The 25,127-nt window shown below is 69.6% G+C and carries 22 protein-coding genes, 1 tRNA gene and 1 pseudogene; 18 read left to right on the top strand and 6 right to left on the bottom strand.

Annotated elements, in window-relative coordinates; genetic code table 11:
* The first annotated feature begins 20 nt into the window (after positions 1–20).
* Positions 21–1,337 carry a DUF2252 domain-containing protein gene (locus tag ACFYON_RS06260; RefSeq protein WP_354874297.1) on the top strand — a complete coding sequence of 439 codons (1,317 nt, stop codon included), beginning with the start codon at positions 21–23 and terminating at the stop codon, positions 1,335–1,337.
* 35 nt (positions 1,338–1,372) lie between these two features.
* Here ACFYON_RS06260 and ACFYON_RS06265 read toward each other — a convergent pair whose 3' ends face one another.
* Positions 1,373–2,419: a glucose 1-dehydrogenase gene (locus ACFYON_RS06265; RefSeq protein WP_354874299.1), complete on the bottom strand. Its 1,047-nt coding sequence runs from the start codon at positions 2,417–2,419 to the stop codon at positions 1,373–1,375.
* A gap of 103 nt (positions 2,420–2,522) precedes the next feature.
* Between ACFYON_RS06265 and ACFYON_RS06270 the strand changes: the two genes are divergently transcribed.
* Both ACFYON_RS06270 and nuoH read left to right on the top strand, forming a co-directional pair.
* Positions 2,523–3,395, top strand: coding sequence for an NADH-quinone oxidoreductase subunit C (locus ACFYON_RS06270; protein WP_387187596.1), 873 nt, complete (start codon positions 2,523–2,525; stop codon positions 3,393–3,395).
* Positions 3,395–4,357 carry an NADH-quinone oxidoreductase subunit NuoH gene (nuoH, locus tag ACFYON_RS06275; RefSeq protein WP_354874301.1) on the top strand — a complete coding sequence of 321 codons (963 nt, stop codon included), beginning with the start codon at positions 3,395–3,397 and terminating at the stop codon, positions 4,355–4,357. Before ACFYON_RS06270 ends, nuoH begins: the two co-directional genes overlap by 1 nt.
* 136 nt (positions 4,358–4,493) lie before the next feature.
* Here nuoH and ACFYON_RS06280 read toward each other — a convergent pair whose 3' ends face one another.
* Positions 4,494–5,537 (bottom strand): glutathione S-transferase C-terminal domain-containing protein, encoded by a 1,044-nt coding sequence (locus ACFYON_RS06280; protein WP_354874303.1) that lies wholly within the window; start codon positions 5,535–5,537, stop codon positions 4,494–4,496.
* A gap of 94 nt (positions 5,538–5,631) precedes the next feature.
* Between ACFYON_RS06280 and ACFYON_RS06285 the strand changes: the two genes are divergently transcribed.
* The 9 genes from ACFYON_RS06285 to ACFYON_RS06325 all read left to right on the top strand — a co-directional run bounded on the left by ACFYON_RS06285 (position 5,632) and on the right by ACFYON_RS06325 (position 14,924).
* Positions 5,632–6,054 (top strand): ester cyclase, encoded by a 423-nt coding sequence (locus ACFYON_RS06285; RefSeq protein WP_354874305.1) that lies wholly within the window; start codon positions 5,632–5,634, stop codon positions 6,052–6,054.
* A 70-nt stretch (positions 6,055–6,124) separates the two neighbouring features.
* Positions 6,125–6,715 (top strand): NADH-quinone oxidoreductase subunit I, encoded by a 591-nt coding sequence (locus ACFYON_RS06290; RefSeq protein WP_354874307.1) that lies wholly within the window; start codon positions 6,125–6,127, stop codon positions 6,713–6,715.
* Positions 6,712–7,236, top strand: coding sequence for an NADH-quinone oxidoreductase subunit J (locus ACFYON_RS06295; protein ID WP_354874309.1), 525 nt, complete (start codon positions 6,712–6,714; stop codon positions 7,234–7,236). The genes ACFYON_RS06290 and ACFYON_RS06295 overlap by 4 nt, the downstream gene beginning before the upstream one ends.
* Positions 7,233–7,613, top strand: coding sequence for an NADH-quinone oxidoreductase subunit NuoK (nuoK, locus tag ACFYON_RS06300; protein WP_354874311.1), 381 nt, complete (start codon positions 7,233–7,235; stop codon positions 7,611–7,613). Before ACFYON_RS06295 ends, nuoK begins: the two co-directional genes overlap by 4 nt.
* Positions 7,610–9,535 carry an NADH-quinone oxidoreductase subunit L gene (locus ACFYON_RS06305; RefSeq protein ID WP_387187592.1) on the top strand — a complete coding sequence of 642 codons (1,926 nt, stop codon included), beginning with the start codon at positions 7,610–7,612 and terminating at the stop codon, positions 9,533–9,535. Before nuoK ends, ACFYON_RS06305 begins: the two co-directional genes overlap by 4 nt.
* Positions 9,532–11,037 (top strand): NADH-quinone oxidoreductase subunit M, encoded by a 1,506-nt coding sequence (locus ACFYON_RS06310; protein ID WP_354874315.1) that lies wholly within the window; start codon positions 9,532–9,534, stop codon positions 11,035–11,037. The genes ACFYON_RS06305 and ACFYON_RS06310 overlap by 4 nt, the downstream gene beginning before the upstream one ends.
* The gene (locus tag ACFYON_RS06315; RefSeq protein ID WP_354874317.1) at positions 11,034–12,500 is read left to right on the top strand and encodes a proton-conducting transporter membrane subunit; all 1,467 of its coding nucleotides are present in this window, start codon (positions 11,034–11,036) and stop codon (positions 12,498–12,500) included. Before ACFYON_RS06310 ends, ACFYON_RS06315 begins: the two co-directional genes overlap by 4 nt.
* 148 nt (positions 12,501–12,648) lie before the next feature.
* Positions 12,649–13,527 carry a zinc metalloprotease HtpX gene (gene htpX / locus ACFYON_RS06320; protein ID WP_354874320.1) on the top strand — a complete coding sequence of 293 codons (879 nt, stop codon included), beginning with the start codon at positions 12,649–12,651 and terminating at the stop codon, positions 13,525–13,527.
* Positions 13,528–13,664: 137 nt separating this feature from the next.
* A complete protein-coding gene (locus tag ACFYON_RS06325; RefSeq protein ID WP_354874322.1) occupies positions 13,665–14,924 on the top strand; it encodes an MFS transporter in 1,260 nt (419 codons plus the stop codon).
* 4 nt (positions 14,925–14,928) lie between these two features.
* On the opposite strand, the gene ACFYON_RS06330 is transcribed toward ACFYON_RS06325, so the two are convergent.
* Positions 14,929–15,282, bottom strand: a complete 354-nt coding sequence (locus ACFYON_RS06330) for a hypothetical protein (RefSeq protein WP_354874324.1) — start codon at positions 15,280–15,282, stop codon at positions 14,929–14,931.
* Positions 15,283–15,519: 237 nt separating this feature from the next.
* Here ACFYON_RS06330 and ACFYON_RS06335 point away from each other — a divergent pair.
* Positions 15,520–15,603, top strand: a pseudogene (locus tag ACFYON_RS06335) (NUDIX domain-containing protein); the annotation flags it as partial.
* A gap of 5 nt (positions 15,604–15,608) precedes the next feature.
* Here the strand turns inward: ACFYON_RS06335 and ACFYON_RS06340 are convergent.
* Positions 15,609–16,139 carry a hypothetical protein gene (locus ACFYON_RS06340; RefSeq protein ID WP_354874338.1) on the bottom strand — a complete coding sequence of 177 codons (531 nt, stop codon included), beginning with the start codon at positions 16,137–16,139 and terminating at the stop codon, positions 15,609–15,611.
* Positions 16,140–16,225: 86 nt separating this feature from the next.
* Here ACFYON_RS06340 and ACFYON_RS06345 point away from each other — a divergent pair, with 86 nt between their 5' ends.
* Entirely contained in the window at positions 16,226–16,360 is a 135-nt protein-coding gene (locus ACFYON_RS06345; protein ID WP_354874336.1) for a tetratricopeptide repeat protein, read from the top strand.
* A 174-nt stretch (positions 16,361–16,534) separates the two neighbouring features.
* On the opposite strand, the gene ACFYON_RS06350 is transcribed toward ACFYON_RS06345, so the two are convergent.
* Positions 16,535–17,029 (bottom strand): YajQ family cyclic di-GMP-binding protein, encoded by a 495-nt coding sequence (locus tag ACFYON_RS06350; RefSeq protein WP_354874326.1) that lies wholly within the window; start codon positions 17,027–17,029, stop codon positions 16,535–16,537.
* A gap of 147 nt (positions 17,030–17,176) precedes the next feature.
* On the opposite strand from ACFYON_RS06350, the gene ACFYON_RS06355 reads away from it, so the two are divergent.
* A tRNA-Tyr gene (locus tag ACFYON_RS06355) sits at positions 17,177–17,260 on the top strand.
* Between the two features lie 801 nt (positions 17,261–18,061).
* Here the strand turns inward: ACFYON_RS06355 and ACFYON_RS06360 are convergent.
* Complete coding sequence (locus ACFYON_RS06360) at positions 18,062–18,565, bottom strand: hypothetical protein (protein WP_387187589.1); 504 nt, start codon at positions 18,563–18,565, stop codon at positions 18,062–18,064.
* Between the two features lie 600 nt (positions 18,566–19,165).
* Here ACFYON_RS06360 and ACFYON_RS06365 point away from each other — a divergent pair.
* The 3 genes from ACFYON_RS06365 to ACFYON_RS06375 are packed head-to-tail and all read left to right on the top strand — an operon-like array spanning position 19,166 to position 25,055.
* Positions 19,166–21,883, top strand: a complete 2,718-nt coding sequence (locus ACFYON_RS06365) for a DNA methyltransferase (protein ID WP_387187587.1) — start codon at positions 19,166–19,168, stop codon at positions 21,881–21,883.
* On the top strand, positions 21,880–23,865 hold the full coding sequence (locus ACFYON_RS06370; protein WP_387187585.1) for a DEAD/DEAH box helicase: 1,986 nt from the start codon (positions 21,880–21,882) through the stop codon (positions 23,863–23,865). Before ACFYON_RS06365 ends, ACFYON_RS06370 begins: the two co-directional genes overlap by 4 nt.
* Positions 23,862–25,055, top strand: coding sequence for a GIY-YIG nuclease family protein (locus tag ACFYON_RS06375; protein ID WP_387187583.1), 1,194 nt, complete (start codon positions 23,862–23,864; stop codon positions 25,053–25,055). Before ACFYON_RS06370 ends, ACFYON_RS06375 begins: the two co-directional genes overlap by 4 nt.
* Positions 25,056–25,127 lie beyond the last annotated feature (72 nt).

Genomic DNA, 25,127 nt, shown 5'->3' on the forward strand with positions numbered 1-25,127 from the left:
CGGGTGGCTAGCCTGCGGACATGACCGGCCTCGCGGAGGAGCGCTCCGCATTCATCATCGACGTGCTGACCGAGGAGTTCGGCGCGTCCATGGCCATCGACCCGGCGGCGTTCCGCCGCAAGTTCCGCAAGATGGCGGCGTCACCGTTCGCCTTCTACCGGGGCAGCGCCGCGCTGTTCTACGCCGACCAGCGCGGCGACTTCGGCAGCGACCGGTTCCTCGACGACCGGACCAGCCGGGTGTGGATCCACGGCGACCTGCACGCCGAGAACTTCGGCACCTACATGAACGGCTCCGGGCAGCTCGTGTTCAACGTCAACGACTTCGACGAGGCGTATGTCGGGCCGTTCACCTGGGACCTGAAGCGCTTCGCCGCCAGCGTGGCGCTGCTCGGCTACGCCAAGGCGCTCTCCGACCGGGTGATCGGCGAGCTGGTGGCGGGCTTCGCGCGGTCGTACCTGGCCGAGCTGCGGGCCATCGCCGCGGGTGGGGACGACGCGATCGGCTCGATCACGCTCGACAACGCCGACGGCGTGCTGCGCCGGGTGCTCCAGCAGGCACGGATGAACACCCGGGTGGACCTGCTCGCCGGGCAGACCACCGTCGACAACTACGAGCGCCGGTTCTCCCTCGGCGACGGCGTGTACGAGATCGACGACGCCACCCGGGAGAAGGTCTGCGCGGCGTTCGCCGACTACCTGCACACGCTGCCGGAGTCGGCCACCCGGATGCGCCCGGTGGCCACCGGCATCAAGGACGTGGTGCTGCGCAAGGGCGTCGGCATCGGGTCGGCCGGGCTGCCGTCGTACAACCTGCTGCTGGAGGGGCACACCCAGGCGCTGGAGAACGACGTCGTCATCTACATGAAGCAGGCGCAGGTGCCGGCCGTGGCGCGGTACGTCGACGACGAGCGGGTCCGGTCGTACTTCCGGCACCAGGGGCACCGCACCGCCGAGTCGCAACGCGCGTTGCAGGCGCACGCCGACCCGTGGCTGGGCTTCACCGAGCTGGACGGCGTCGGGCAGCTCGTCGCCGAGGTGTCCCCGTACGCGGCGGACCTGGACTGGGCCGACGTGAACGAGCCGGAGGAACTGTCCGGCGTGCTCGCCGACCTGGGCCGGGCGGTGGCCCGGATGCACTCGGTCGCCGACGACGAGTCCAGCCACGACCTGGTCGACTACTCCACCGAGGAGGCGATCGTGGCCGTGGTCGACGCCGACCCGGAGGCGTTCGTCGGCTACCTGGTCGACTTCGGGCACCGGTACGGGATCCGGGCCCGCGAGGACCACCAGCTCTTCGTGGACCTGTTTCGCAACGGCCGGCTACCCGGCATCTGAGGGGCCGGGGCGCTGCGATCCGCCGCCGCCCCGCCTCACTGCGTGAAGTCCAGCACGGCCTTGATGTCCTCACCGACCGAGGCGTACGCCTCGCGGTAGCTGGTCAGCGGCACCCGGCGGGTGATCAGCGACGTCAGCCACGACCGGTCGGCCTGGGCGAGCGCCTCGGCGGCCATCTCCCAGTGCCGCCGGCCGGCGTTCACCGAGCCGAACACCACGGTGTTCTCCAGCACCAGCTCCCGGTTGAGCGCCCCGGCGTCGAAGTTGATGGTCCGGCCGCCGCTCGACACACCGGTCAGGCAGACGATGCCGGTGGGCGCGGCCTTGCACATGGCGTCCAGCACCACAGTGGGAGCGCCGGTGCACTCGATCACCACGTCCGGTTTCACGTCCAGCTCCGGCACCGGCGCCGTGTGGTAGGTCGCCCCGAGCGCGCGGACCAGCTCCGGCTTCGGCCCGGTGGTGGTGCGGTCCAGCACGTGCACCGACAGCCCACGCTGGCTGCCGAGCAGCGCGGCCAGCAGCCCGATCGGCCCGGCGCCGGTGACCAGCACGGTCATCGGTTTCCACTCGGCCCGGCGGCCGATCCGCTCGATGTGGTCCCACGCCTTCGCCACCACGCTCGTCGGCTCCAGCAGCACGCCCACCGACGCGAGCGCCGGGTCCAGGCCGACGGCGAACTTGGGCTGCAACCGCCAGCGTTCCCGGGCGAAGCCGGGCAGCGCCTTGATGCCGTGCTCGGTGTACCGCCCGTTGCGGCACATGTCCCACTCGTCAACCGCGCAGTTCGCGCAGGGCACCGGGTCCGGGTGGCGGACCACGCCCGCAACCAGGTCGCCGGCCTGCAACGTGCCGGTCGGGTCCTCCAGCACGCGACCCAGCGACTCGTGCCCGAGAACCAGCCGGTCCTGGCCCGGCGGCGCCTCGCCGTACTCGCCGGACACGATCTCGTGATCGGTGCCGCACACCCCCACCGCCAGCGCCTCGACCAGGATGGCGCCCTCCTCGGGCGGCGGCTCGGGCCAGTCCTCGGCGAGCCGCAGCGAATCCGGGACACCGGGGGTCACAGTCACAGCGCGCACGGACCCCATCTTTCCGCGCGCTCCCGCCGCGCGTCCGGCGAAGCGACGATCCCGGCACGGGCGGCCCGACCCGGCCCGCAGCCGTCGGCCATAGGATCAGCGCATGACTCCGGAAGAGGTCGGCTTGCGAGTGGTCGCGCTGCTCGCGCCCGTCGAGGCTGCCGCGTCGGTGTCCGGCGGTCAGGGGTACGCCCGCGCCACCGTCGACGTACCCCCGGCGAGCTGGGCGGACGCGGTGCGTGCGGCACGGGACGACGCCGAGCTGGGTCTCGATTTCCTGGACTGGCTGTCGGCGGTGGACGAGCTGGCCGACGGCTTCGACGTGGTGCTGCACCTGTGGTCGGTCCGGTACCGGCACGGGCTGCTGCTGCGCACCCGGGTGCCCCGGGACGCGCCGGTCGTCGCGTCGGTGGTCGGCCTGTTCCCCGGCGCCGCCTGGCACGAGCGCGAGACGCACGAGATGTTCGGCATCGACTTCGCCGGCCACGGCGAGCTGCGCCCGCTGCTGCTGCCGCCGGAGTTTGAGGGACACCCGCTGCGCAAGGAGTTCGTCCTCGCCTCCCGGGTCGCCAAGCCGTGGCCCGGCGCGAAGGAGCCGGGCGAGTCGGAGGCCGGCGGGGGACGCCGTCCGGTCCGCCCGCCGGGCGTGCCCGCGCCGGGGGAGTGGGGCACGACGCCCACGCCGGCGGGTGCCGGCGAGGGCCCCCGCGGGGGTACGCCGGCACGCCCGGCCCGTGAGCGCCCGGCGCGGCCCGCCCCGGGTGATCGTCCGGCGCGGCCCGCTTCCGGGGCGGGTCCGGAACGGCCGGCTTCCGCCGAGCGCCCGGCTCGGTCCGCTTCGGCGGAGGCCGGGCCGGGGTCGGCCGCTGCCCCGGCGGCCGGTGAGCCGGGTCCGCTCGGACGGCCGCTGCCGGGGGAGCGGCCGACCGGGCCGCCCCGCCAGGAGCCGGAGCCCGACGCGGCGGGGGAGAGCTGATGCCGGAGTGGCTGGAGCTGGTCCTGCGGGTGGCCGGGGTGCTGGTCGCGTTCCTCACCCTGCCGCTGATCGTGGGCCAGGCCGAGCACAAGGTGATGGCGCACATGCAGGGCCGGCTGGGCCCGATGTACGCGGGCGGCTTCCACGGCTGGGCCCAACTCGTGGCGGACGGCATCAAGTTCGTGCAGAAGGAGGACGTCACCCCGCGCGACGCGGACCGGCCGGTGTTCCGGCTGGCGCCCGCGGTGGCGCTGGTGCCGTACCTGCTCGTGCTGCTCGTCATCCCGCTCGGGCCGGGTGACCTGGTCGCCCAGCCGCTGGACATCGGCCTGTTCTTCGTGCTCGCCGTGGTGGGCGTCGGCGTGCTGGCCGTGCTCATGTCCGCGTGGGCGTCGGCCAACAAGTACAGCCTGCTCGGCGGGCTGCGCGGCGCGGCCCAGTTGCTCGGGTACGAGCTGCCGCTGGTGCTGGCCGCCGCCTCGGTGGCGATGGCGGCGGGCACGCTCAGCCTGCCCGGCATCGTGGAGGCGTGGCAGCCGTGGTGGCTGCTGTGGCAGGCGCCGGCCATGGTGATCTTCTTCGTGGCCGGGCTGGCGGAGATCCGCCGCCCGCCGTTCGACATGCCGGTGGCCGACTCCGAGCTGGTGTTCGGCTACATGACCGAGTACACCGGCCTGCGGTTCGCGTTCTTCCTGCTCGCCGAGTACGTCGGCATCGTGGTGATCGCGGCGCTGACCACGGTGCTGTTCCTCGGCGGCTGGCAGGGCCCGTTCGCCGACGCACAGCTCGGCTGGCTGTGGACGCTGCTCAAGGTCTTCGCCGTCGCCTTCGTGATCATCTGGCTGCGGGTGAGTTACCCGAGGCTGCGCGAGGACCAGCTCCAGCGCCTCTGCTGGCTGGTCCTGGTCCCCCTGGCCCTGGCCCAGCTGGTCCTGACCGCCGCAGTCCGCCTGGCTCTGTAACCCCTCTCTCCCCGCCCCTCCCGCCCTCGGCGATCTTGCACTTTCTGCCCTGGCAAAAAGGGGCAAGGCACCCAGGTTCGGGGCCCAAAGTGCAAGATCGGCGGCGCTGGGCGGCGCGGGGCGGGGCGGGGCGGGGTCAGTGCAGGGGGGTGTGGGCCGGGTCTACGCGCTCGGACTCGGGTGGGGGCGGGGGTGGGGTGCCGTCGCCGAAGGGGCGACCGCCCAGCTCCTCCCGGCCGTGCGGGGTGAGCCAGTTGCTCAGGTCGGGACCGAGCGGCACGATGCCGGTCGGGTTGATGTCCCGGTGAACCTCGTAGTAGTGCCGCTTGATGTGGTCGAAGTCGATCGTGTCGCCGAAGCCGGGCGTGGTGAACAGGTCCCGGGCGTACGCCCACAGCACCGGCATCTCGCTGAGCTTCTGCCGATTGCACTTGAAGTGCCCGTGGTAGACCGGGTCGAAGCGGACGAGCGTGGTGAACAGCCGTACGTCCGCCTCGGTGATGGTGTCGCCGACCAGGTACCGCTGCCCGGCCAGCCGCTCGCTCAGCCAGTCCAGCCGGTCGAAGAGCCGGTGGTACGCCTTGTCGTACGCCTCCTGACTGCCGGCGAAGCCGCACCGGTAGACGCCGTTGTTGACGTCGGCGAAGACCAGCCCGTTCACCTCGTCGATCTCGCCGCGCAGCGGTTCCGGGTAGAGGTCCGGCGCGCCCGGCCGGTGGTACGCCGTCCACTCGGTCGACAGGTCCAGGCTCATCTGCGCGTACTCGTTCGTCACCACCTGCCCGGTGGGCACGTCGACGAGCGCCGGCACGGTGATGCCGCGCTCGTAGCCGGGGAAGCGGGCGAAGTACGCCTCGGCCAGCCGCTCGATGCCGAGCACCGGGTCCTTGCCGTCCGGGTCCAGGTCGAACGTCCAGCTCCGCTTGTCGTGTGTCGGCCCGGCCACTGCCATCGAGATGGCGTCCTCCAGGCCGAGCAGGCGGCGGACGATGATCAGCCGGTTGGCCCAGGGGCAGGCCCGGCTGACCGCCAGCCGGTAGCGGCCCGGCTCCACCGGCCAGTCGTCCCGCCCGTCGGCGGTGATCCGGGTGGCGATGTAGCGCTGGTCCCGGGTGAACTCGCCACCCGGTTCCACGTACTTGCCACCGGTCCGGTCCAGGACCTCGTTGTCGCTGCCCACACCCACCTCCGAGTTCGCTTTTCGCTCCCATCATGGTCGCTCCGGCGGCTCCCGGCAGGAGGAGTGCGTCACAGAGGGGCATAGGCTGCCCGCCGTGACCGATGTGGAGGCGGCGGCCCGGCGTTTCGTCGCCGACGTGTGGAACGCCGGGCGCGAGGAGAGCGCGTACGAGCTGGTGGCAGCGGACTGCCCGGGGCTCGGCGGCGCCGGCCCGGCGGCGGTGCTGGCGTGGCACCGGGACCGGCGGGCGTCGTTCCCCGACCTGCGTTACAAGATCGTCGAAGTGGTGGCGACCGGTACGCGGGTGGCGGTGCGCTGGCGGGCGGCCGGCACCCAGGCCGGGCAGTTCGGTCCGGTGCCGCCGACCGGCCGCGTGGTCAGCTACTCGGGCGCGACGTTCCTGCGCTTCGACGACGAGGGCCGGATCGTGGACGTGTGGAGCGTCAACGAGCTGTTCCAGCTGCTTCAGCAGCTCGGCGTGGAGATGCTGCCCCCGCTCACACCCGGCGAGGCGTGATCCGGCTGATCGTCGGCAAAGCGACGGGTGGTGGTCGCGCGCGCCGGGGCCACAGGGCAGGATGGGCGGCATGAGCGAGCACGGTGGAGTGCCCGGCGCCGGGTTGGTCAAGGGCCTTGCGGTCACGTTGAAGACGATGACCCGCCGCTCGACCACCCAGCAGTACCCGGACGTCGCGCCCGAACTGCCGCCCCGCTCCCGCGGCGTGATCGCGCTGCTGGAGGAGAACTGCACGGTCTGCATGCTCTGCGCCCGCGAGTGCCCGGACTGGTGCATCTACATCGACTCGCACAAGGAGGAGGTGGCGGTGCCCGGCGCCGCCCGCCCCCGCCAGCGCAACGTGCTCGACAAGTTCGACATCGACTTCTCGCTCTGCATGTACTGCGGCATCTGCGTCGAGGTCTGCCCGTTCGACGCGCTCTACTGGTCGCCGGAGTTCGAGTACGCCGAGTACGACATCAAGAACCTGCTGCACGACAAGGACCACCTGGGTGAGTGGATGGCCACCGTGCCGCCGCCGCCGGCCCACGACCCGCTCGGCGACCCCGCCAAGGAGGAGGTCACCGCCGCCCGGAAGGCGGCGGGTCCGTCGGCCCGTCCGGCTCCTTCCCGGGTACGCCCCGACGCCGCCACCGATCCGGGCGGAGGCGCTGCCACATGACCGGTGCGGACGTGCTGCTGCTGGCGCTGGGCGCGGTGGCGGTGGGCGCCGGTGCGCTGGTGGTCGCCACCCGGCACCTGGTCCGGGCCGGGCTGTGGCTGGTGGTCTGCCTGGGCGCGCTCGCCGGTGACTACCTGGTGCTGACCGCCGAGCTGGTGGCCTGGGTGCAGGTGCTCATCTACGTCGGCGCGGTGGTGGTGCTGCTGCTGTTCGCGGTGATGCTGACCCGCGCCCCGATCGGCCCGTCGGACGACCTGGACCGGCCGGGCTGGGCCGCCGCGCTCGTGGGCGCCGGCAGCGGCCTCGGCCTGGCCGTGCTGCTGATCGACGCGTTCCGCTGGTCCCGGGTGGACCTGCCCGCCGCGGGCACCGCCGAGCGCATCGGCGAGCAGGTGTTCCGCTCCTGGGTGCTGCCGTTCGAGGTGCTGTCGGTGCTGCTGCTGGCCGCGCTGGTCGGCGCGATCGTGCTCTCCCGCCCCGACATCGGCCGCCGGGCCGCCGACGAGGGTGGGCGCCGGTGAGGCCGGTCATCCCGTACGTCACCGCCGCGCTGCTGTTCGGCCTCGGCGTGTACGGCGTGCTGCGCCGCCGCAACGCCGTCCTGGTGCTGATGGCGGTGGAGCTGATGCTGAACGCGGTGAACCTGGTGCTGGTCACCGCCGACACCACTGTGAAGGCCGTGCTGCCGCACTCCGGTCAGGTGTTCGCGCTGTTCGTGATCGTGCTGGCCGCCGCCGAGATCGGTGTCGGGCTCGCCATCGTGCTCCAGCTCTACCGGCTACGCGCCAGCGTCACCGTCGACGACGTGCCGCTGGCCGAGCCGGCGCCCGCCGTCGCGGTGACCCCCGTCGGGCAGCCGACGACGGCAGCGCCGGGTGCGGAAGGAGCGGTCCGGTGAGCACGCCGACACTGTGGCTCGCGGCGGTGCTGCCGGCGGCGCCGCTCGTCGCCGGGCTGCTCGGCCTGCTGCTGCCGCCCGCTCCGCGCCAGGACCGGGCGTCGGCCCGGCGGCTGGCGGTCGCGCTGGGCGTGGCCGGGGCGGCGGTGTCGCTGCTGGCCGCGCTGGCGCTGCTGGTCCGCGTGGACGCTCCGGTCGAGGCGTCCACCACCTGGGTCGACCTGGGCGGGCTGCGGGTCACGCTGGGTCTGCGGCTGGACGGCGTGGCGGTGCTCGTCGCCACCGCGGTCACCGCTGTGGCGCTGGCCGTGCAGGTCTACTCGATCGGCTACCTGCGCCGGGGCCCGCACGACGACGTGGACGTCGACCACCGCTACCCGCCGTACGCGGCGCAACTGAGCCTTTTCACCGCCGCCATGCTCACTGTGGTGGTGTCCGGTGACCTGATCATGCTGCTGGTCGGCTGGGAGGTGATGGGCGTCTGCTCGTACCTGCTCATCGCCCACGACCGGCGGCTGCCCGAGGCGCCCGGCGCGGCGGTGAAGGCGTTCCTGGTCACCCGGGTGGGTGACGTCGGCTTCCTGCTCGGCATCGCGCTGCTCGGCGTGGGCGCCGGGAGTTTCCGGATCGCCGACGTGCTGGCCCACGACTACGGCAGCGGCACGCTCACCGCCGCCTGCCTGCTGCTGCTCGCCGGGGTGGCGGGCAAGAGCGCTCAGTTCCCGCTGCACACCTGGCTACCGGACGCGATGGCCGGCCCGACGCCGGTGTCCGCGCTGATCCACGCCGCCACCATGGTCGCCGCCGGGGTGTACGCGGTGGCCCGGCTGTTCCCGCTGTTCGAACGCGCCCCGGCCGCGCTCGCCGTGCTGGGCGTGATGGCCGCGATCACCATGCTGCTCGGCGCGTTCGCCGCCACCGCGCAGGACGACATCAAGCGGGTGCTGGCCTGGTCGACGGTGTCGCAGATCGGCTACATGACCGGGGCGCTGGCGGTCGGCGCACCTGCCGCCGCGCTGTTCCACCTGCTCACCCACGCCGCGTTCAAGGCGCTGCTGTTCCTCGCCGCCGGTGCGGTGATCCACGCCGTGGGCACCACGCTGATGTCCCGGATGGGTGGCCTGCGTGCCGGCATGCCCGTGACGTTCTGGTGCATGGTGGTCGGCCTGGGCGCGCTGGCCGGCGTACCCCCGCTCTCGGGTTTCTGGAGCAAGGACGGCGTGCTCGCCGCCGCCGAGGCGGCCGCGCTCGACGGCGCCGGGCCGACGCCGGCCTGGGTGGGCTGGCTGGTCTGGCTGGCCGGGCTGGTCGGAGTGGCGGTGACCGCTTGGTACGCGACCCGCCTGCTGCTTCGCACCTTCCTCGGCCAGACGCGCACGCCGCTGCTGCGACCGCACGACCCGCCCGCGCTGCTGCGCTGGCCGGTGCTGCTGCTCACGGTGCCGGCCGCGCTGCTCGGCCTGGCCGCGTTCGCGCAGTGGTTCGCCGACCGCCTGCGAGTGCCGGGTGACGCCACCGGCGAGGCCGTCGAGCTGGTGCACCTCGCGCCGAACCTGGTCCTGCCGTTCCTGCTGCTGCTCGTCGGCGCGGGCGTCGCCTGGGCGGGCTGGCGCCGCGACCCGGCCGCCGACCCGGCCCGCTTCCTGGGCCCGCTGCGGCCGGTCTTCGCCCGGGCGTTCCGGCTCGACGACGTCCAGCACACCCTTGTCGTACGCCCGGCGGGCGCGCTCGCGCGGGCCGTCCGTACCGGTGACGAGCTGGGCGTGGACGGGCTGGTCGAGGGCAGCGGCCGGGCGGCGGTCGAGGTGGGCGGCGGCCTGGCCGCGCTGCACCGGGCGGCGCTGCCGCGCGCGGCGGCCGCGGTGCTGGCCGGTGCGCTGCTGATCGGCCTGGCGGCCGCCCTGATCGGAGTCACCTCATGACGTTCGGGCAGGTCCTGCTGGTCGCCGTGGTAGCGATCCCGGCGCTCGGCGCGCTGGCCACCGCCGCCGTGCCGGGTGACCGGGCCGGCCGGGTGGTCGGCACCGTCGCCGCCGCGCTGACGCTGCTGGCGACGCTGCCGCTGGTGGGCGGCGAGCACGGCTGGTTCGGGTACGGTCCCCGCCCGGCGGTGCAGCCGTGGCACCAGGTCGACCGGCAGTGGGTGCCCGGGCTCGACCTGCGCTTCCACCTCGGCGTGGACGGCATCTCCTGGCCGCTGGTGGTGCTGACCGCGCTGCTCACGCTTCTCTGCTGCGCGTACACGCTGTGGCGGGTGCCGCCCGGCGGCGGCAGCGGGCGGGCGCTCGTGGCGCTGCTGCTGGTGGTCGAGGTGGGCATCCTCGGCACGTTCCTCGCGCTCGACCTGGTGCTGTTCTTCCTGTTCTTCGAGGTCGTCCTGTTGCCGATGTACGCGGTGATCGCCGGCTGGGGCGGAGCGGACCGGCGGCGGGCGGCCCGCAAGTTCGCGCTCTACACGCTGTTCGGCTCGGTGCTGCTGCTCGTCGGCGTCTACGTGGTGGTGGCCGCCGCGGGCACCGCCGACCTGGTCGCGCTGACCGGCGGCGCCGGGCTGTCCCGGGGCACCCAGCTCGCCGCGTTCACGCTGCTGGCGCTCGCGTTCGCGGTGAAGAGCCCGCTCTGGCCGCTGCACTCGTGGCTGCCCGACGCGCACACCCAGGCGCCCACTGTCGGCAGCGTGATCCTCGCCGGGGTGCTGCTCAAGATGGGCACGTACGGGCTGATCCGGGTGGCCGTGGGGGTGGCCCCGGAGGGTGCCCGCTGGGCCGCGCCGGCGCTCGGCGTGCTCGCCGTCGCCGCGATCGGAATCGGCGGCCTGGTCTGCCTGGCGCAGGACGACCTGAAGCGGCTGATCGCGTATTCGAGCGTCGGGCACATGGGCTTCGTGCTGCTCGGGGTCGCCACGCTCACCGCCACCGGGCTCCAGGCCGCGCTGATCGGCAACATCGCCCACGGGGTCATCACCGGCCTGCTGTTCTTCCTGGCCGGAGCGGTGAAGGACCGCGCGCACACCGGGTCGCTGGCCGAACTGTCCGGGCTGCGGGAGACCGCGCCCCGGCTTGCCGGGCTGCTCGGCTTCGCGGCCGTCGCCTCGCTGGGGCTGCCCGGCCTGGCCGGCTTCTGGGGCGAGGCGTTCGCCGTGGTGGCCGCCGTGCAGCGGGGCGGCCCGCTCTGGCTCACGCTCGCCGTGCTGGCCGCGCTGGGCGGGGCGCTGACCGCCGCGTACTTCCTGCGGTTGCTGCGCCGGGTCACCCACGGCCGGCCCAGTCCGGCGGTGGCCGGGCTCGCACCCGGGCTGGCCGGGGCGGAGCTGACCGCCTGGGCGCCGCTGGCGCTGCTCGCGCTCGCGGTCGGCCTGGCCCCGGCGCTGGTCCTGTCCTACGCCTCCGGCCCGGTGGAGGCGCTGCTGGGGGTCGTGCCATGAGCCTGGTGCAGCCTGTCGACAACCTGGCGATGCTGCCCGCGTACCTGGCCGCCGGCACGGCCGTGCTGGTGCTCCTGTTCGACCTGCTGGTGGCCCGGCCCGCCGTCACGGTGGCGGTGGCGGCGCTCGGCGCGGCCGGCACCGCGGCCGGCGCGGCACTGGTCGGGGCGGCCGGTGAGCGGCGCACGTTCTGCGTGGGCGCGGACTGCTCCTGGGTGTGGAACGGGCGTGCGGCACTGGTCGGGGCGGTGATCGCCCTGCTCACGCTCGGCGTGCTGGCGCTGTCCGGCCCGCTGCTGCGCGCCGGCCGTACCCCGGTCGGCGAGTACTGCTTCCTGCTCGCCTGCGCGATGACCGGTGGCGTGGTGCTCGGCGCCGCGGGTGACCTGATCACGCTGATCGTGGCGCTGGAGACGCTGACGCTGCCGCTGTACGTGCTGGTCGGCCTGCGCCGGGGCAGCCTCGCCGGCGCCGAGGCGGCGGTGACGTTCTTCGTGGTGAGCGTGGTCGCCACCACTGTGACGCTGCTCGGCGCGGCGCTGCTCTACGCGGTCACCGGCACGCTGCACCTGGACCGGCTCGGCGCCACCCTGGCCGCCCGCGCCGACCTGACCGATCTGCCGCTGACCGGCGTCGCGGTGGCGCTCGTGGTGGCCGGGCTGGCGTTCAAGGTCGCCGCCGTGCCGTTCCACGCCTGGGCCCCCGCCACGTACGACGGCGCGCCGCTGCCGGTGGCCGCGTACCTGTCCACCGCCTCGAAGCTCGGTGGCGTGGTGGCGCTGCTGGCGGTGGTGCAGCGGGCGCTGCCGGGCGACGTGACCGGCCCGGTGCTGGCCGTGCTGGCGGTGCTGACCATGACCGTCGGCAACCTGGTGGCGCTGCGTCAACGGCGTACCGTGCGGTTGCTGGCCTGGTCGTCGGTGGCCCAGGCGGGGTACATCCTGGCGCCGCTGGGCGCGCTGGCGCTGGCCGCGGGCCGCACCGGCGACGCGCGGGCGGGCGCGTACGCGGCAGCCGTCGCGTACGCGATCTTCTTCGTGCTGCTGGAGCTGGCCGCGTTCGCCGCTGTGGTGGCGTTGCGTCCGGCGGACGGCGACGGCGGCACGCTGGCCGACCTGCGCGGCGCGGCGCGGCGGCACCCGTGGGTGGGCGGCGCGTTCGCGCTGGCGCTGATCGGGCTGGCCGGGCTGCCGCCGGGCCTGGCCGGGCTGTTCGCCAAGGTGACAGTGGTACGCGCGCTGCTGGCCGGGCACGCGGGCTGGCTGGCACTCGTGGTGGCGCTGAACGCGGTGGTCGGCCTGGCCTACTACCTGCGGGTCACCGCCTCGCTCTACGCGACGCCGACCGGCGCGGCGGCGGTCCGGCCCGCCCGGGCCGTGGCGCTGGCGCTCGGCGTGGTCACCGTGGCGGCGGTAGTGATCGGTTTCGCACCCCAGCTCGTGCTGGACGTCGCGGCGCGCTGACCGGTTCCTGCCCGGATGGGCGACCGCTTCAGCCTGCGCACAGCCACATCCAGCCAACTCTCAGCCATGAGCCGGATGGTTGACGGGTACCGGTGTGTTGAACCGGTCAGCGGGCTCCCGCAAGGGCCCGTGCACCGAAGGAGAGATCGTGCATTCCAACCGTCTCAAGACCGCAGCGCTGCTCGGCCTGTTGACCTCGCTGATCCTCGCGGTCGGCTACTGGTTCGGCGGTAGCGGCGGTCTCGTCATCGCCGTCGTCGTCTCGCTGCTGATGAACGGCGTCACCTACTTCTACTCCGACAAGCTCGCACTGCGCTCGATGAAGGCGCAACCGGTCACCGAGGCACAGTTCCCCGAGCTGTACCAGATGGTGCGGGAGCTCTCCACGCTGGCCGGCAAGCCGATGCCCCGGCTCTACGTGAGCCCGACCTCGCAGCCCAACGCGTTCGCCACCGGTCGTAACCCGCAGAACGCGGCGGTCTGCGTCACCCAGGGCATCGTGGAGGTCCTGGACTACCGGGAGTTGCGTGGCGTGATCGGCCACGAGCTGTCCCACGTCTACAACCGGGACATCCTGATCTCCAGCGTGGCCGCCGGCCTGGCCGGCATCATCACCATGCTGGCGAACCTCGCCTGGTTCATCCCGCTCGGCTCCTCGGACGACGAGGACGGCCCGAACCCGGCCGTGCTGCTGCTCACGCTGATCCTCGGCCCGATCGCCGCCACGGTGATCCAGCTCGCGATCAGCCGGAGCCGGGAGTTCCAGGCCGACAAGTCCGGCGCCGAGCTGAGCCGCGACCCGCTGGCCCTGGCCAGCGCCCTCCGCAAGATCCACCTGGGTACGCAGGCGCGTCCGCTGGCGCCGCAGGGCCAGCTCACCAGCACCGCCCACCTGATGATCGACAACCCGTTCAAGCGGGGCGGCGGCATCGCTGCGATGTTCGCCACCCACCCGCCGATGGAGCAGCGGGTGGCCCGCCTGGAGCAGATGGCCCGCAACTCCGGGCCGGTGCGGTTCCAGCGCTGACCCGCCGTACGCCCGCACCGCGCCCGCGTCCTCGACGCGGGCGCGGTGGTGTGTCCGGGCACAATTGTTTCCCCCCGATCAGGCCGCGCCGTTAGGGTCGAAACGTCTCCCACTCATTACCCTCCTGGAGGTCGACCGTGGCCGCACTGCGCCAGTACCAGGGCGTCTGGCGGATCCCCGGCGGCCCGATGCTGCTGGTCCTCGGCGTCGTCGGGCGGCTCGGGATCGGCATGACCCCGCTGGCGCTGCTGCTCGTCGTCGAGCAGGTCACCGGCCGGTACTCCCTGGCCGCCGTCGCCGGCGGCATCTACGCGCTCTCCGGCGCCGCGCTCAGCCCGGTCGCCGGCCGGATCGCCGACCGGGTCGGACCCGCCCCCGTCCTGCTGGCCACCGCGCTGGCCCACCCGTTCGCGCTGATCGGGCTGCTCGTCGCCACCCGCTCCGACAGCGGCAACCTCGCGCTGATCTACCTGGCCGCGGGCCTCGCCGGCGCCACGTACCCGCCGCTGACCGCCGCGATCCGGGGCGCCTGGAACGACCTCACCGCCCCCGCCACCGGCCGGGCGCACCTGCGCAACACCGCGCTCGCCGCCGAGACCACCCTCTTCGAGGTCGTGTTCGTGATCGGCCCGCTGCTGGTGGCGGGCTTCGTGCTGTTCGCCGACGCCTCCGCCGCGCTCGTCGGCGCCGCGGTGGTCACGCTGGTCGGCACCGGCGCGGTCGCGCTCGGCCGGGTCATGCGCGGCTGGCGCCCGCACGCGCGCGAGCACCACGCCCGGGGCCTCGGCCCGCTGCGCCTCGGCGGCTTCCCCGCGCTGCTGCTCTGCGTGGCCAGCCTCGGCATCGCCTTCGGCGCCTCCGGCGTCATCGTCCCGGCCTTCGCCGGGAACTCCGGCGCCGACGACCCGGAGAGCCTGGCCGGCGTGCTGCTCGCCGTCTGGGGCGTCGGCAGCGCCATCGGTGGTTTCTGGTTCGGCGTACGCAAGCCCGCCGCCAACATGACCCGCCAGTTCGCCTGGCTGCTCGGCACCGTCGCGGCCAGCTTCGCCGTCTTCGCGGTGATGCCCGGCCCGGCCGCGCTCGGCGTCGCGCTGGTGCTCGGCGGCGCGGCCATCGCCCCCGCCCTCACCCTGGAGAACACACTCGTCGGGCGGATCACCCCGGCCGGCATGCTGAACGAGGCGTACACCTGGGTGGTGACCATGTCGATCGCGGCGAGCGCCGCCGGCGGCTCGATCGCGGGCCTGATCATCGACCTCGCCGGCGGCGTCTCCTGGGCGTTCGTCTTCGCCGGGGTGGCGGTCGCCGTCGGGGCCGCGGTCGCCGCGCTGCCCGGCGGCCCGATCGCCCGGGCCGAGGCCACAGCGGTACGCGCCGAGCAGACGCTCGTCGCCTGACCGCTCACCCGCCGACGGTCACCACCCGCTCCACCCCGGGCAGCTTCTCCACGGCGGCCCGGATCGGCGCCGGGTCCTCACCCTGCGCCAGCAGCACCGACAGGACGACCCGGCCGTCGCCGTCCGGCCGGGCCGCGACCGTGTTGCCGCCGCAGCGCAGCCCGGTGTCGCCGCGCGCCTGCCCCATCCGGTAGTCGACCTCCCCGATCTGCCGCGCGCCGGCTCCCGGCCGGAAGACGACGTCCAGCCGTGCGGGCGGGTCGGCCTGACACGCGGCGGCCGGGGTGGCCGTGCTGCCGGCGGCCGGCACCGGCCCGGACAGCGTCGCCATGGTCGCCGCGCCGCCGGTCACCGTCACCGCGGCCACCCCCGCACGACCGCGGCCCGTCGCCGGCTCCGGGCACGCCCCGTGCGCGCACCTCGGCCGCCGGGCTCAGCCGCAGCCCGGTCATGTCCTGCTCCAGCTCCCGCAAGGCCTCACCAATGCGTGCCGACATCGACTTCCTCCTTCTCGTCGGTCAGTAGAACGGCGAGCGCGGCACGTCCCCGGGACAGGTGGTCCCTGCCCGGCGGTGGCCAGGAGATCGGCGAGCCGGTGGCAGAGACGGCAGTCCGGGAGACCCAGGAGGAGACCGGCGTCAGGGTCGAGGTCACCGGGATGGTCGGGGTTTACTCGGACCCTGATCACGTCATCTCGGCCACGTATCCGGGAGATCGGACCGCTGGTCCAATCCATCCCCTGACAGTGGCTGCCACCGCGGCCCGTGGCGGTTTGACTGGGACGATGTGGCGGCCCTTCGACCAGACCAGCAGCATTCCTTCAGTGGTGCTGATCCTGGTGGTGACCATGGTGATTCGTCGGCCCTTCTGATCCCAGGTGTGCCACAACGCCCACCCCTGCGGCCGTGCCTCAACGCCCAGCCGCTCGCAGATGTCGATGTACTCCTGCTCGCTCGTAACGGTCGTGGGACGGACCAGGAGTGCTCCGGCCAGGCCGACGAGCGGGGCGTCCGGATCGACACAGCCGTCATGTTCGAAGTGGTAGTCCTGGAGCTGGCGTCCCAGCGCGTTGACGGCACGCTGCAAGGGCGTTGCATCGTCAGGATCGGGATCAAAGCTTAGCCAGCCCTCGTCCAGCGCCCGATTGACGACGTCATTGGCAAGGAGCTCTATCTCGCGGAGGTACTCCGCCTCAGTGGGGTCGATATCCGGCACCAGCTCACACTGCCAGGCCTTGCCTACGGTCGTCCTCTGCATTACGTGAACAGGCGCAGTGTCGCGCCCGTCCTGATGCCGAGGAGCTGGGGGATGCGGGGGCGGCTCGGCCGTTGGTTGAGCGGGCGTTGGCCATCGGCGAGGCGGTGTACGGGCCGGACCACCCGGTCGTCGCGACCAGGCTGAACAAACTCGGCTTGATCATGCAGGATCTGGAGTAGCCCGGTCCAGATGCCTCGATCAATGACTCCGAGCATGGTCGACGAGGACCAGCACCAGGCCGTCACCAGGCCGTCGAAGGCCGATTGTCGGCGACCAACGACGACCACTGGTGACGACGTCTGCCCAGGTAACAAGGCGTGGCAAGCCCGATCTGCAGGTCGGACGAACTTTGCTTACCTGTAGTTGGTGAACTGGAGCGCCAGTCCGAAGTCCTCGCCCTTGAGCAGCGCGATGACGGCCTGGAGGTCGTCCTTCTTCTTGCCGGTGACGCGGAGCTGGTCGCCCTGGATCTGCGCCTGCACGCCCTTCGGGCCCTCGTCGCGGATCTTCTTGCTGATCGCCTTGGCCTTGTCCGAGTCGATGCCCTGCACCACCTTGGCGTCGATCTTGAAGATCTTGCCCGACTGCCGGGGCTCACCGGCGTCGAGCGACTTCAGCGAGATGTTCCGCTTGACCAGCTTCTCCTTGAAGACGTCCAGCGCGGCCCGGAGCCGCTCCTCGGTCTCCGCCTGGAGGCTGATCGCCTCCTCACCCGACCAGGAGATCTCGGCGCCGGTGCCGCGGAAGTCGAACCGCGTCGAGAGCTCCTTCTCCGACTGGCGGACGGCGTTGTCGACCTCCTGCCGGTCGACCTTGCTCACGATGTCGAACGACGGGTTCGCTGCCATGCTCATGCTCCTGCTGTCCGGCGGTCTGTCCTGGTCCGTCCCGCACTGACCAGCGTGGGACCTCCTGACGGTACCCGGTTGCGGTAGGGCCGGGGACAACCGCTATCCTTGCTTCCGCTGCCGCGTTGCGACGCGGTGGTGTGCCCTGGCGGGTTGCCCGAGCGGCCAATGGGAGCGGACTGTAAATCCGTCGCGAAAGCTACAGAGGTTCGAATCCTCTACCCGCCACCAGGTGCAGACACGGCCCCTGACCAGCAGAGATGCTGATCGGGGGCCGTTGTCGTTGATCTAGCCGAGTCTGGCTGAGTCCAGCCTGTGACGACTGGTTGTGGGCAGATGGTGGGCAGGTCGATCTTGCCCCCTGAGCGCTCTTCTGAGGCTGCGAACGCTGGGATTGGTGCTGGGGTCGCGTCTGGCGGAGTCCGTGCGTGTAGCGATCGACTGAGGGATCGTGGTGAGGTGTCGCCGGCTGCGGGAGAGAGACCGGGGGCAAGCCAGTCCCGGGGTTGGACTGGCGCGGCAGTCGGAAGCCCTGACCGTCGACGAGGCCGACCGGTTCGGCTTCCGTACCGCCTGGGCGTGATCGTGCCCCCGCCGGATCAGCAGAATCGGGGCGGCGGTCCGGCGGCAGTCGGTGGCTCTCCGCCCCGGCGCCGGAGGCGGCCGGGGCGGCTTGCCGCCGGCCGGGTTACCGCCCTGCGCCGCGCGGAGCGCGGCGCCTTGATCCAGAACAGAAGAAATCGGCAGCAGCGCGGGCAGACACGCGGGCAGATGGGTGGGAGTAAGGCATATCGCTTACAAGCTCTGGGCGCTCCGTCCGCCAGGGTCCGTCCACGTCTGCGACCCTCGGGCGGCTGTCCGCGCTCGGCACTGGCGGCTGCGCTCGTCCCGCCCGGTTGTTGTTAGCGCTCCTGCCGCGAACGGTTTAGGAATGGAGAAGCAGCCGAACGACGGCAGCGGCGCTGACCTGCAAAGACGCAACCTATCGACGGTAGGGGTGACCAGGGCGTGCCGATGCTGCACGCCTGACCTTTACGCCGGATGGGCGACAGCGCCAGGATAGGTCGGTGTGGCGTCCTCGTGCCCCTGAAGCAGCGGCCGTAGTCGCCGGTCGATCAGCCGAGCGTCCGCCGCGGGAAGCACCACCAAGGCGCGCCGAAGGTAGACCGACCATGCGTTCCGCTTCGGAAAGGCCTCCAACTGCTCGACCATGGGCTGAAGTTCGATGCCGCCGGGGTACGGGACGAGCCCCTCAATCTGGAGCGTGCATCCCGAGACGAACTTGCGGCCGGCAATCTCAACTGGCTGGTCCAGCTCATGTACAGCTGATTGTGTCGTCGCGCAACCGAAGATCCGCCCGCGGTCGCGGGTCGGGTTGTGCCAAGCGCTGCGTGTGGCATACAGGAACAGGCGCTCACCGGCATTCAACGCGGCAACCTCCGCGCGCGGTGTGGCTGGAAAAGCCATCCGTTGCTCTCGCAGCACCCATGCGATCGCGTCGCGTTCTCCCAGGATCAACAGGTACGACCGGCTCACGAGATGAACCTACCGCCACGCCAGCGCTTTTGTATCTCGCGCTCCTCCGCGGTGACCTTCGGGCCGACCAGGGCAGTACGACAATTTGGCTGTTTGGTGCTCAATACTCGTCCGCCCTGGCGGCAGTCGTGCACTGGCAAGCTGCCGACGGTGGCGCCCTTTGCCGGGCTCCATTGCCTGCCTCGTGACGGCTCGTCTCGTCCGTCATCCGTCGCCTTCTGGACAGCGGTCCGGGCGGCGTCGTGAACCGTCATGGCGATGGTCGGCCGGCCGGGTCCACCGGACGCCAACGCTCGATCCCATGACCCGTACACTGCCAGGTGTCTCCTCAGCACTGATCACTGCGGTCCGCCTACCGACCTCAACCCGCTGAATGCGCGTTGCGTCCATCGGCATCTATGACGATCCACGCCCCTCAACTCCTCAGCCTCACGGCTGGGCACGACACGGCGCTGCATCCTCCTTGGCTTGCCGACGCCCTGGGTCGCCGCTCCGCCAGACTGGCCTTGTGGATCAGCGCCGCCGAGCGGGCGGTCCTCGTCCGGCAGGTGGTCCTCAGTAGGCGGCTATGATGATGTTGTTCGCGAAAGAGGATTTGCTATGGCGAGGCTTAACCTGAAGGCGGTCGAGAAGCGCGTCGCTCCTCTCGGGGGCCGCGAATCGTATGACCGCGAGTTCATCTTTGATCTTTTACTCGCTTACGGGAAACCTCAGGGCAACGTCACCCGGCTTCGCAACGGATCCCTCAGCGTCGCGGACGACCAAACGACCGAGGTCGCGCAGAAGAATGTCGTCTACTTCAAGGAGACGACCGGCGATCCTCTTGCGGTCATCGACAAGCTGAAGACCTCGCCGACCGTGGTGAGGTACCATACCCGTTTCGTGATCGTCACCGATTACAACGAGATGCTCGCCGTCGACACTAAGACTGGCGAGAACCTGATGATTCCGATCCGGGATATCGATCAGCACTTCACGTTCTTCCTGCCTTGGGCGGGCATGGAGAAGGCTCAATACATCACAGAAGCCCACGCGGACGTGAAGGCGGCCGAGCGAATGGGCAAGCTTTTCGATGAGCTCCTCATTGCCAATCCGGGATTTATGGATGGGACGCGCGGACGTCACGCGTTAAACGTGTTCTTCGCCCGCCTGCTGTTCTGCTTCTTCGCCGAGGACACTGGGATCTTCACCGAAAGCCAATTCACCAACGCGGTCGCTTCCCACACCCAGGCCGATGGGTCGGATGTCGGCGACTTCTTGTCCGCGCTGTTCGATGCCTTAGACACTGAGGGCACGGCTGACAAGCCTAGGTACCTGGCTTCGTTCCCCTATGTCAACGGCCGGCTGTTCACGATTGGCTCAGAGTTCTCGGTACCCACCTTCAGCAAGGCTGCCCGTGACCTGCTTATCGCGTTGGGAACGCTAGACTGGAGCGAGATCAACCCGGACATCTTCGGGTCCATGTTTCAGGCGGTCGTCAATCCCGAGGAACGCAGCGATCTCGGGCAGCACTACACGTCAGTTCCCAATATTCTCAAGACTATCGAGCCGCTCTTCCTCGACGACCTCCGAGAGCAGCTCGACGCCGGCTTCGACTCTGTCCGCAGACTCAAGGCTCTACTGGAGCGGATCAGCGCGATCAAGGTGTTCGACCCTGCTTGCGGGTCGGGCAACTTCCTTGTCATTGCCTACAAGGAGCTGCGCCGTCTCGAGCATGCGATCTTGGAGCGCCTCGCCGAACTCGACCCTAGGCACCAGGTACTTTTCGCACAATCAAGAATCAACATCGAAAACTTCTACGGCATCGAGCTTGACGACTTCGCCGCCGAGGTGGCGGTCCTCTCGCTCTGGATCGCTAAACACCAGATGAATGCGGAATTCAAGGAGAAGTTCAACCTCTCGATCCCGCTGATTCCTCTCAAAGAGACGGGCCAGATTCGGCAAGGAAATGCGGCACGTGTCGACTGGCAGTCGGTGTGTCCTAATGGTGGTGACGAGGAAATCTTTCTCATCGGTAACCCTCCCTATTATGGATCGAAGCGACAGACGGCGGACCAGAAGGCGGACTATGCCTTCGTCTTCGGGAAGCGTGCGCACTCGAAGAACCTCAACTACATCGCGCTGTGGTTCGTCAAGGGTGCCGACTACATCGAAGGAACTCGGGCCAAGTTGGCTTTCGTCACCACGAAAACGGTTGCCCAAGGTGAGCACGTCGGACTGATGTTCCCGATGATCTTCGGCAAGGGCCTTGAGATTGGGTTCGCGTACCCAGGCTTTCAGTGGGACAACAACGCGAGGAAGAACGCCGACGTGACCGTCGCCGTCATCGGGTTGCGCAGCGTCAGTCGCGAGCCGAAGTACCTCTTCGACGGCGGCCTGAAAATTGCTGCGTCTAATATCAATGGATATCTCGCCGACGGCGGAAACGTTTTCATTATGGCCCGAAGGAGACCGCTTTCCAGCCTGCCCGTTATGTCTTTCGGAAGCATGCCTAACGACGGCGGAGCACTGCTGCTTACTCATGCCGACCGTGGGCGGCTCATTGACTCGAACCCCGAGACTGAGGCGTTCATCAAGCGTTTCCTGGGCGCCAACGAATTCATCGGCGGGGAGGACCGGTACGCCCTATGGATTGAACCACCGTCGGTGGGCGACGCCCTGCGCATCGCGCCCATAGCGGAACGGGTCGAGCGAGTCAGGAGTCATCGCCAACGAAGTGACCGATTGGCCACCCAGAAGCTTGCTGACACCCCTTACCGCTTCGGTGAAGTTCGCTATCAGCCAACTGAGTCGATTATTGTTCCGAGCAACTCCTCAGGGCTGAGAAAGTACATTCCCATCGGCTACCTCGGTCCGGAAACCGTGATCTCCAACACAGGATTCGCAATCTACGGGGCAGGCCCGTGGCTGTTCGCGCTCTTGGCGTCGCAGATGCATATGACGTGGGTTAATGCGGTGTCCGGGAGGAGGAGGATCAACTTCAACTACTCAAACACAATCGTCTACAACAACTTCCCCGTCCCGCCGCTGTCGGATGCGGCAAAAGAGTCGCTCACGGTTGCGGCGTTGCGGGTTCTCGATGTCCGCGAGTACCACTGCGAGAGGACGCTGTCGGAGCTGTACGACCCCGACAACATGCCTGCTGACCTCCGGGCCGCGCACGCCGGACTAGACAAACTGGTCGATTCGATCTACTCCAAGCGGGGGTACGAGACCGATGAGCAGCGGTTGTCGGACCTATTCGCTATGTATGAGGCGATGACCGCCGAGGAGGCCGCGAAAGCCCCGGCGAAAAAGGCGAGGAGTACCCGGAAGTGAACGCAGTCATGAAGCCGGCCAATATCGTCGACGTCACCTATGCCCGCACTGGCGGATCGGTGAACACCGACGCAATGGGCATGCGCGAGATGCAGCAGCGCGTCTTCATCAAGCGCGACGCGCAGCACTTGCTGGTCAAGGCCCCGCCGGCCTCGGGTAAGTCACGTGCACTGATGTTCGTGGCCCTCGACAAGCTGTACAATCAGGGCCGACGGAAAGCGATTGTGGCTGTGCCGGAGCGGTCGATCGGCGCATCGTTCGCTTCGACGAGTCTCACTAAGTTTGGGTTCTTTGCGGACTGGGAGGTCAAGCCGGAGCACAACCTCTGCGACCCTGGCTCCTCACAGGGCAAGGTCGGCGCGTTCATCGACTTCATGAACGGTCCGGACCCGGTACTGATCTGCACCCATGCGACGCTGCGCTTTGCGTTCGAGAAGCTGGCACCCGACGCGTTCAACGGCACCGTGCTAGCCATCGACGAGTTCCACCACGTCTCCGCCGACATCGAGGCCAGCCGCCTCGGCGCGCTGCTGCACGAGGTCATGAATGGCTCGGACGTTCACATCGTCGCGATGACGGGTTCGTATTTCCGCGGCGACTCGGTCCCCGTGCTGTCCGCCGAGGACGAAGCCAAATTCACGCCGGTCACGTTCAACTACTACGACCAGCTTAACGGCTACGAGCACCTGCACTCACTCGGCATCGGCCACCACTTCTACCAGGGCCGCTACACCGACGCGATCGGCGAGGTCTTCGACCTGGACAAGAAGACAATCATCCACATCCCGAACGTCAACTCTGGCGAGTCGACGAAGGACAAGATCGAAGAGGTCGGGTTCATCATCGACTCGATCGGCCACGTCGAGTCCACCGACCCCGAGACCGGCATCATCAGCATCCGTCGGTCCGACACCGGCGCTACCCTGCGCCTGGCGGACCTCGTGGACGACACGGATCAGAAGAAGCGCGCCGACACCCTGCACTACCTCTCCACGGTCGCTTCGAAGGAACGAGACGCTGTGGACGTAATCCTCGCGCTCGGGATGGCGAAGGAGGGCTTCGACTGGCCGTTCGCTGAGCACGCCCTTACCGTCGGCTACCGGGCCTCGTTGACAGAGGTCATCCAAATCATCGGCCGCGTTACTCGCGACTCGCCCGGTAAGGATCACGCCCAGTTCACGAACCTGATCGCTGAGCCTGACGCCTCCCGGGGCGAGGTGAAGGTGTCGGTGAACAACATGCTCAAGGCCATCACCGCGTCGCTGCTCATGGAGCAGGTGCTGGCCCAGAATTTCGAGTTCAAGACCAAGCGCACCGGCGACGACGAGCCGACCCCGCCGGGGGTCATCAAGATCAAAGGGTTTAAGGAGCCCAGCACCGAGCGGGTGAAGCAGATCGTCGAGACCGACCTCAATGACCTCAAGGCCACGATCCTGCAGGATGATACTTTCGCCAAAGCCGCCGCCAGTTCGGTGGACCCGCAGACGACGAACAAGGTGCTGATCCCAAAGATCATCCGGGAGCGCTACCCCGATCTAGACGAGTCGCAGGTCGAGGAGTTGCGCCAGCAGGTCGTCGTGGACTCGGTCATCAAAAACGGCGAGGTCCGCGACGTCGGCGACAAGCGGTTCATCAAGATGTCCGAGAAGTTCGTCAACATCGAGGACATCAACATCAACCTCATTGACTCGGTCAACCCGTTCCAGCGGGCCTTCGAGGTCATCTCCAAGTCCGTCACGCCGTCGGTGCTGCGGATCATCTCCGACGCGATCACAGCGACCCGTGTCGAGATCACCGAGGAGGAAGCCTTAACGGCGTGGCCGAAAATCCACCAGTGGGTCAAGGTCAACGGTCGCAAGCCGAACGTCCGCTCCGACGAGCCGACCGAGAAGCGGTACGCCGAAGTGCTGCTGTTTCTGCAGCGGAAGAAGCAGGAACGCGACGCAGCCGCGCGGGCGGCACAGATGGCGGACGAGTCATGAGCAGTAACGCAGACAACGGACAGGTTGATGCGGTGCTCCCAACCAGCATCGAGGCGATCTTCGACTCCGACGTCGACGGTCTGCTGGATGCGTCCGAGAAGCCGACCAAGACATCCCCGGCGGATCGTCTTGAGCGAGCGTTCCTGGAGGTCGTGGAGTTTCGCCGTACTCACGGGCGAGTCCCCAGTTCGACGACGCGGGACATCGCTGAACGCACGCTCGGTGCGCGCCTGGACGGGATTCTTGCGTCTGACTACAAGATCGCAGCCCTAAAGCCGCTTGACGAGTTTGGCCTCCTCGAAACACCCGAGGCGCCGGCGTCTCTCGATGACTTGCTGGACGGCGGCGATCTCGACCTACTCGGCGACGAGTCCGGGCTGCTGGACGTCTCCGACCTGCCGATACGCCGCCAGGTCTATGACTCCGGGGATGCTGCGCGTCGGGAAAAGGCTGAGGACTTCGAGCAGTTTGAGCCGCTCTTCAAGCAGAAGCACGCCGAGCTCCGAGAGGGAGCAAGCAAGCTCCTGCCGTACCCCGGCATGACCCACATCGCTCCGGGAGCATTCTTCGTCCTCAACGGCGTGATGCTGTTCATTGCTGAGGTCGGCGAGACGGAGTACAAAAAGACGGCCGTGCGCGAATACAAGCGCGAGCGGCTCCGGTGCATTTTCGAAAACGGCACGGAGTCGTCGATGTACCGGCAGTCCCTAGCAATCAGGCTTAGCGATGAGGACGGCCAGATCATCGTTCAGAACGAGGTGCCCGAAATCCTCGCTGATGACGAGATGAGTGGGTACATCTACGTTCTGCGATCCCGTAGTGAAGACCCTCAGATCGCTGCCATCAATAACCTGCACAAGATCGGCTTCACGCGCGGCTCGGTCGAGAAGCGGGTGAAGAACGCGGAGAAGTCGGCGACGTACCTTATGGCCCCCGTCGACGTGCTGGCGAGCTACCGCACGTACAACCTGAAGGCGTCCGCGCTGGAGAACCTCCTGCATCGGGTCTTCGTGGAAGCGCGGCTTGACCTCACGCAGGTCGACGCGAAGGGTCGCGACTACGATCCGTCAGAGTGGTTCGTCGTTCCGCGGGGCGTGATCGACCAGGCGATCAACCTGATCATCTCCGGAGAGATTGTCAGCTATGTTTACGACCCTCAGACCCAGAAGCTCGTCAAGCATGGCCGATAAGTCGGGATGCACAGGCAACGGTGGGACCGCAGCTAAGACGAGGCTCGGTTGCCGACGTCACCATCCAACCCT

Origin of the sequence: Micromonospora sp. NPDC005686, from assembly GCF_042871665.1 — a bacterium.
Lineage (GTDB): Bacteria > Actinomycetota > Actinomycetes > Mycobacteriales > Micromonosporaceae > Micromonospora.

Coding starts and splice junctions, on each gene's coding strand:
- ACFYON_RS06315 (WP_354874317.1), top strand. CDS start 11,034: ATGAGCCTGGTGCAGCCTGTCGACAACCTGGCGATGCTGCCCGCGTAC.
- ACFYON_RS06260 (WP_354874297.1), top strand. CDS start 21: ATGACCGGCCTCGCGGAGGAGCGCTCCGCATTCATCATCGACGTGCTG.
- ACFYON_RS06270 (WP_387187596.1), top strand. CDS start 2,523: ATGACTCCGGAAGAGGTCGGCTTGCGAGTGGTCGCGCTGCTCGCGCCC.
- ACFYON_RS06310 (WP_354874315.1), top strand. CDS start 9,532: ATGACGTTCGGGCAGGTCCTGCTGGTCGCCGTGGTAGCGATCCCGGCG.
- ACFYON_RS06295 (WP_354874309.1), top strand. CDS start 6,712: ATGACCGGTGCGGACGTGCTGCTGCTGGCGCTGGGCGCGGTGGCGGTG.
- ACFYON_RS06375 (WP_387187583.1), top strand. CDS start 23,862: ATGAGCAGTAACGCAGACAACGGACAGGTTGATGCGGTGCTCCCAACC.
- ACFYON_RS06350 (WP_354874326.1), bottom strand. CDS start 17,029: ATGGCAGCGAACCCGTCGTTCGACATCGTGAGCAAGGTCGACCGGCAG.
- nuoH (WP_354874301.1), top strand. CDS start 3,395: ATGCCGGAGTGGCTGGAGCTGGTCCTGCGGGTGGCCGGGGTGCTGGTC.
- ACFYON_RS06290 (WP_354874307.1), top strand. CDS start 6,125: ATGAGCGAGCACGGTGGAGTGCCCGGCGCCGGGTTGGTCAAGGGCCTT.
- ACFYON_RS06365 (WP_387187587.1), top strand. CDS start 19,166: ATGGCGAGGCTTAACCTGAAGGCGGTCGAGAAGCGCGTCGCTCCTCTC.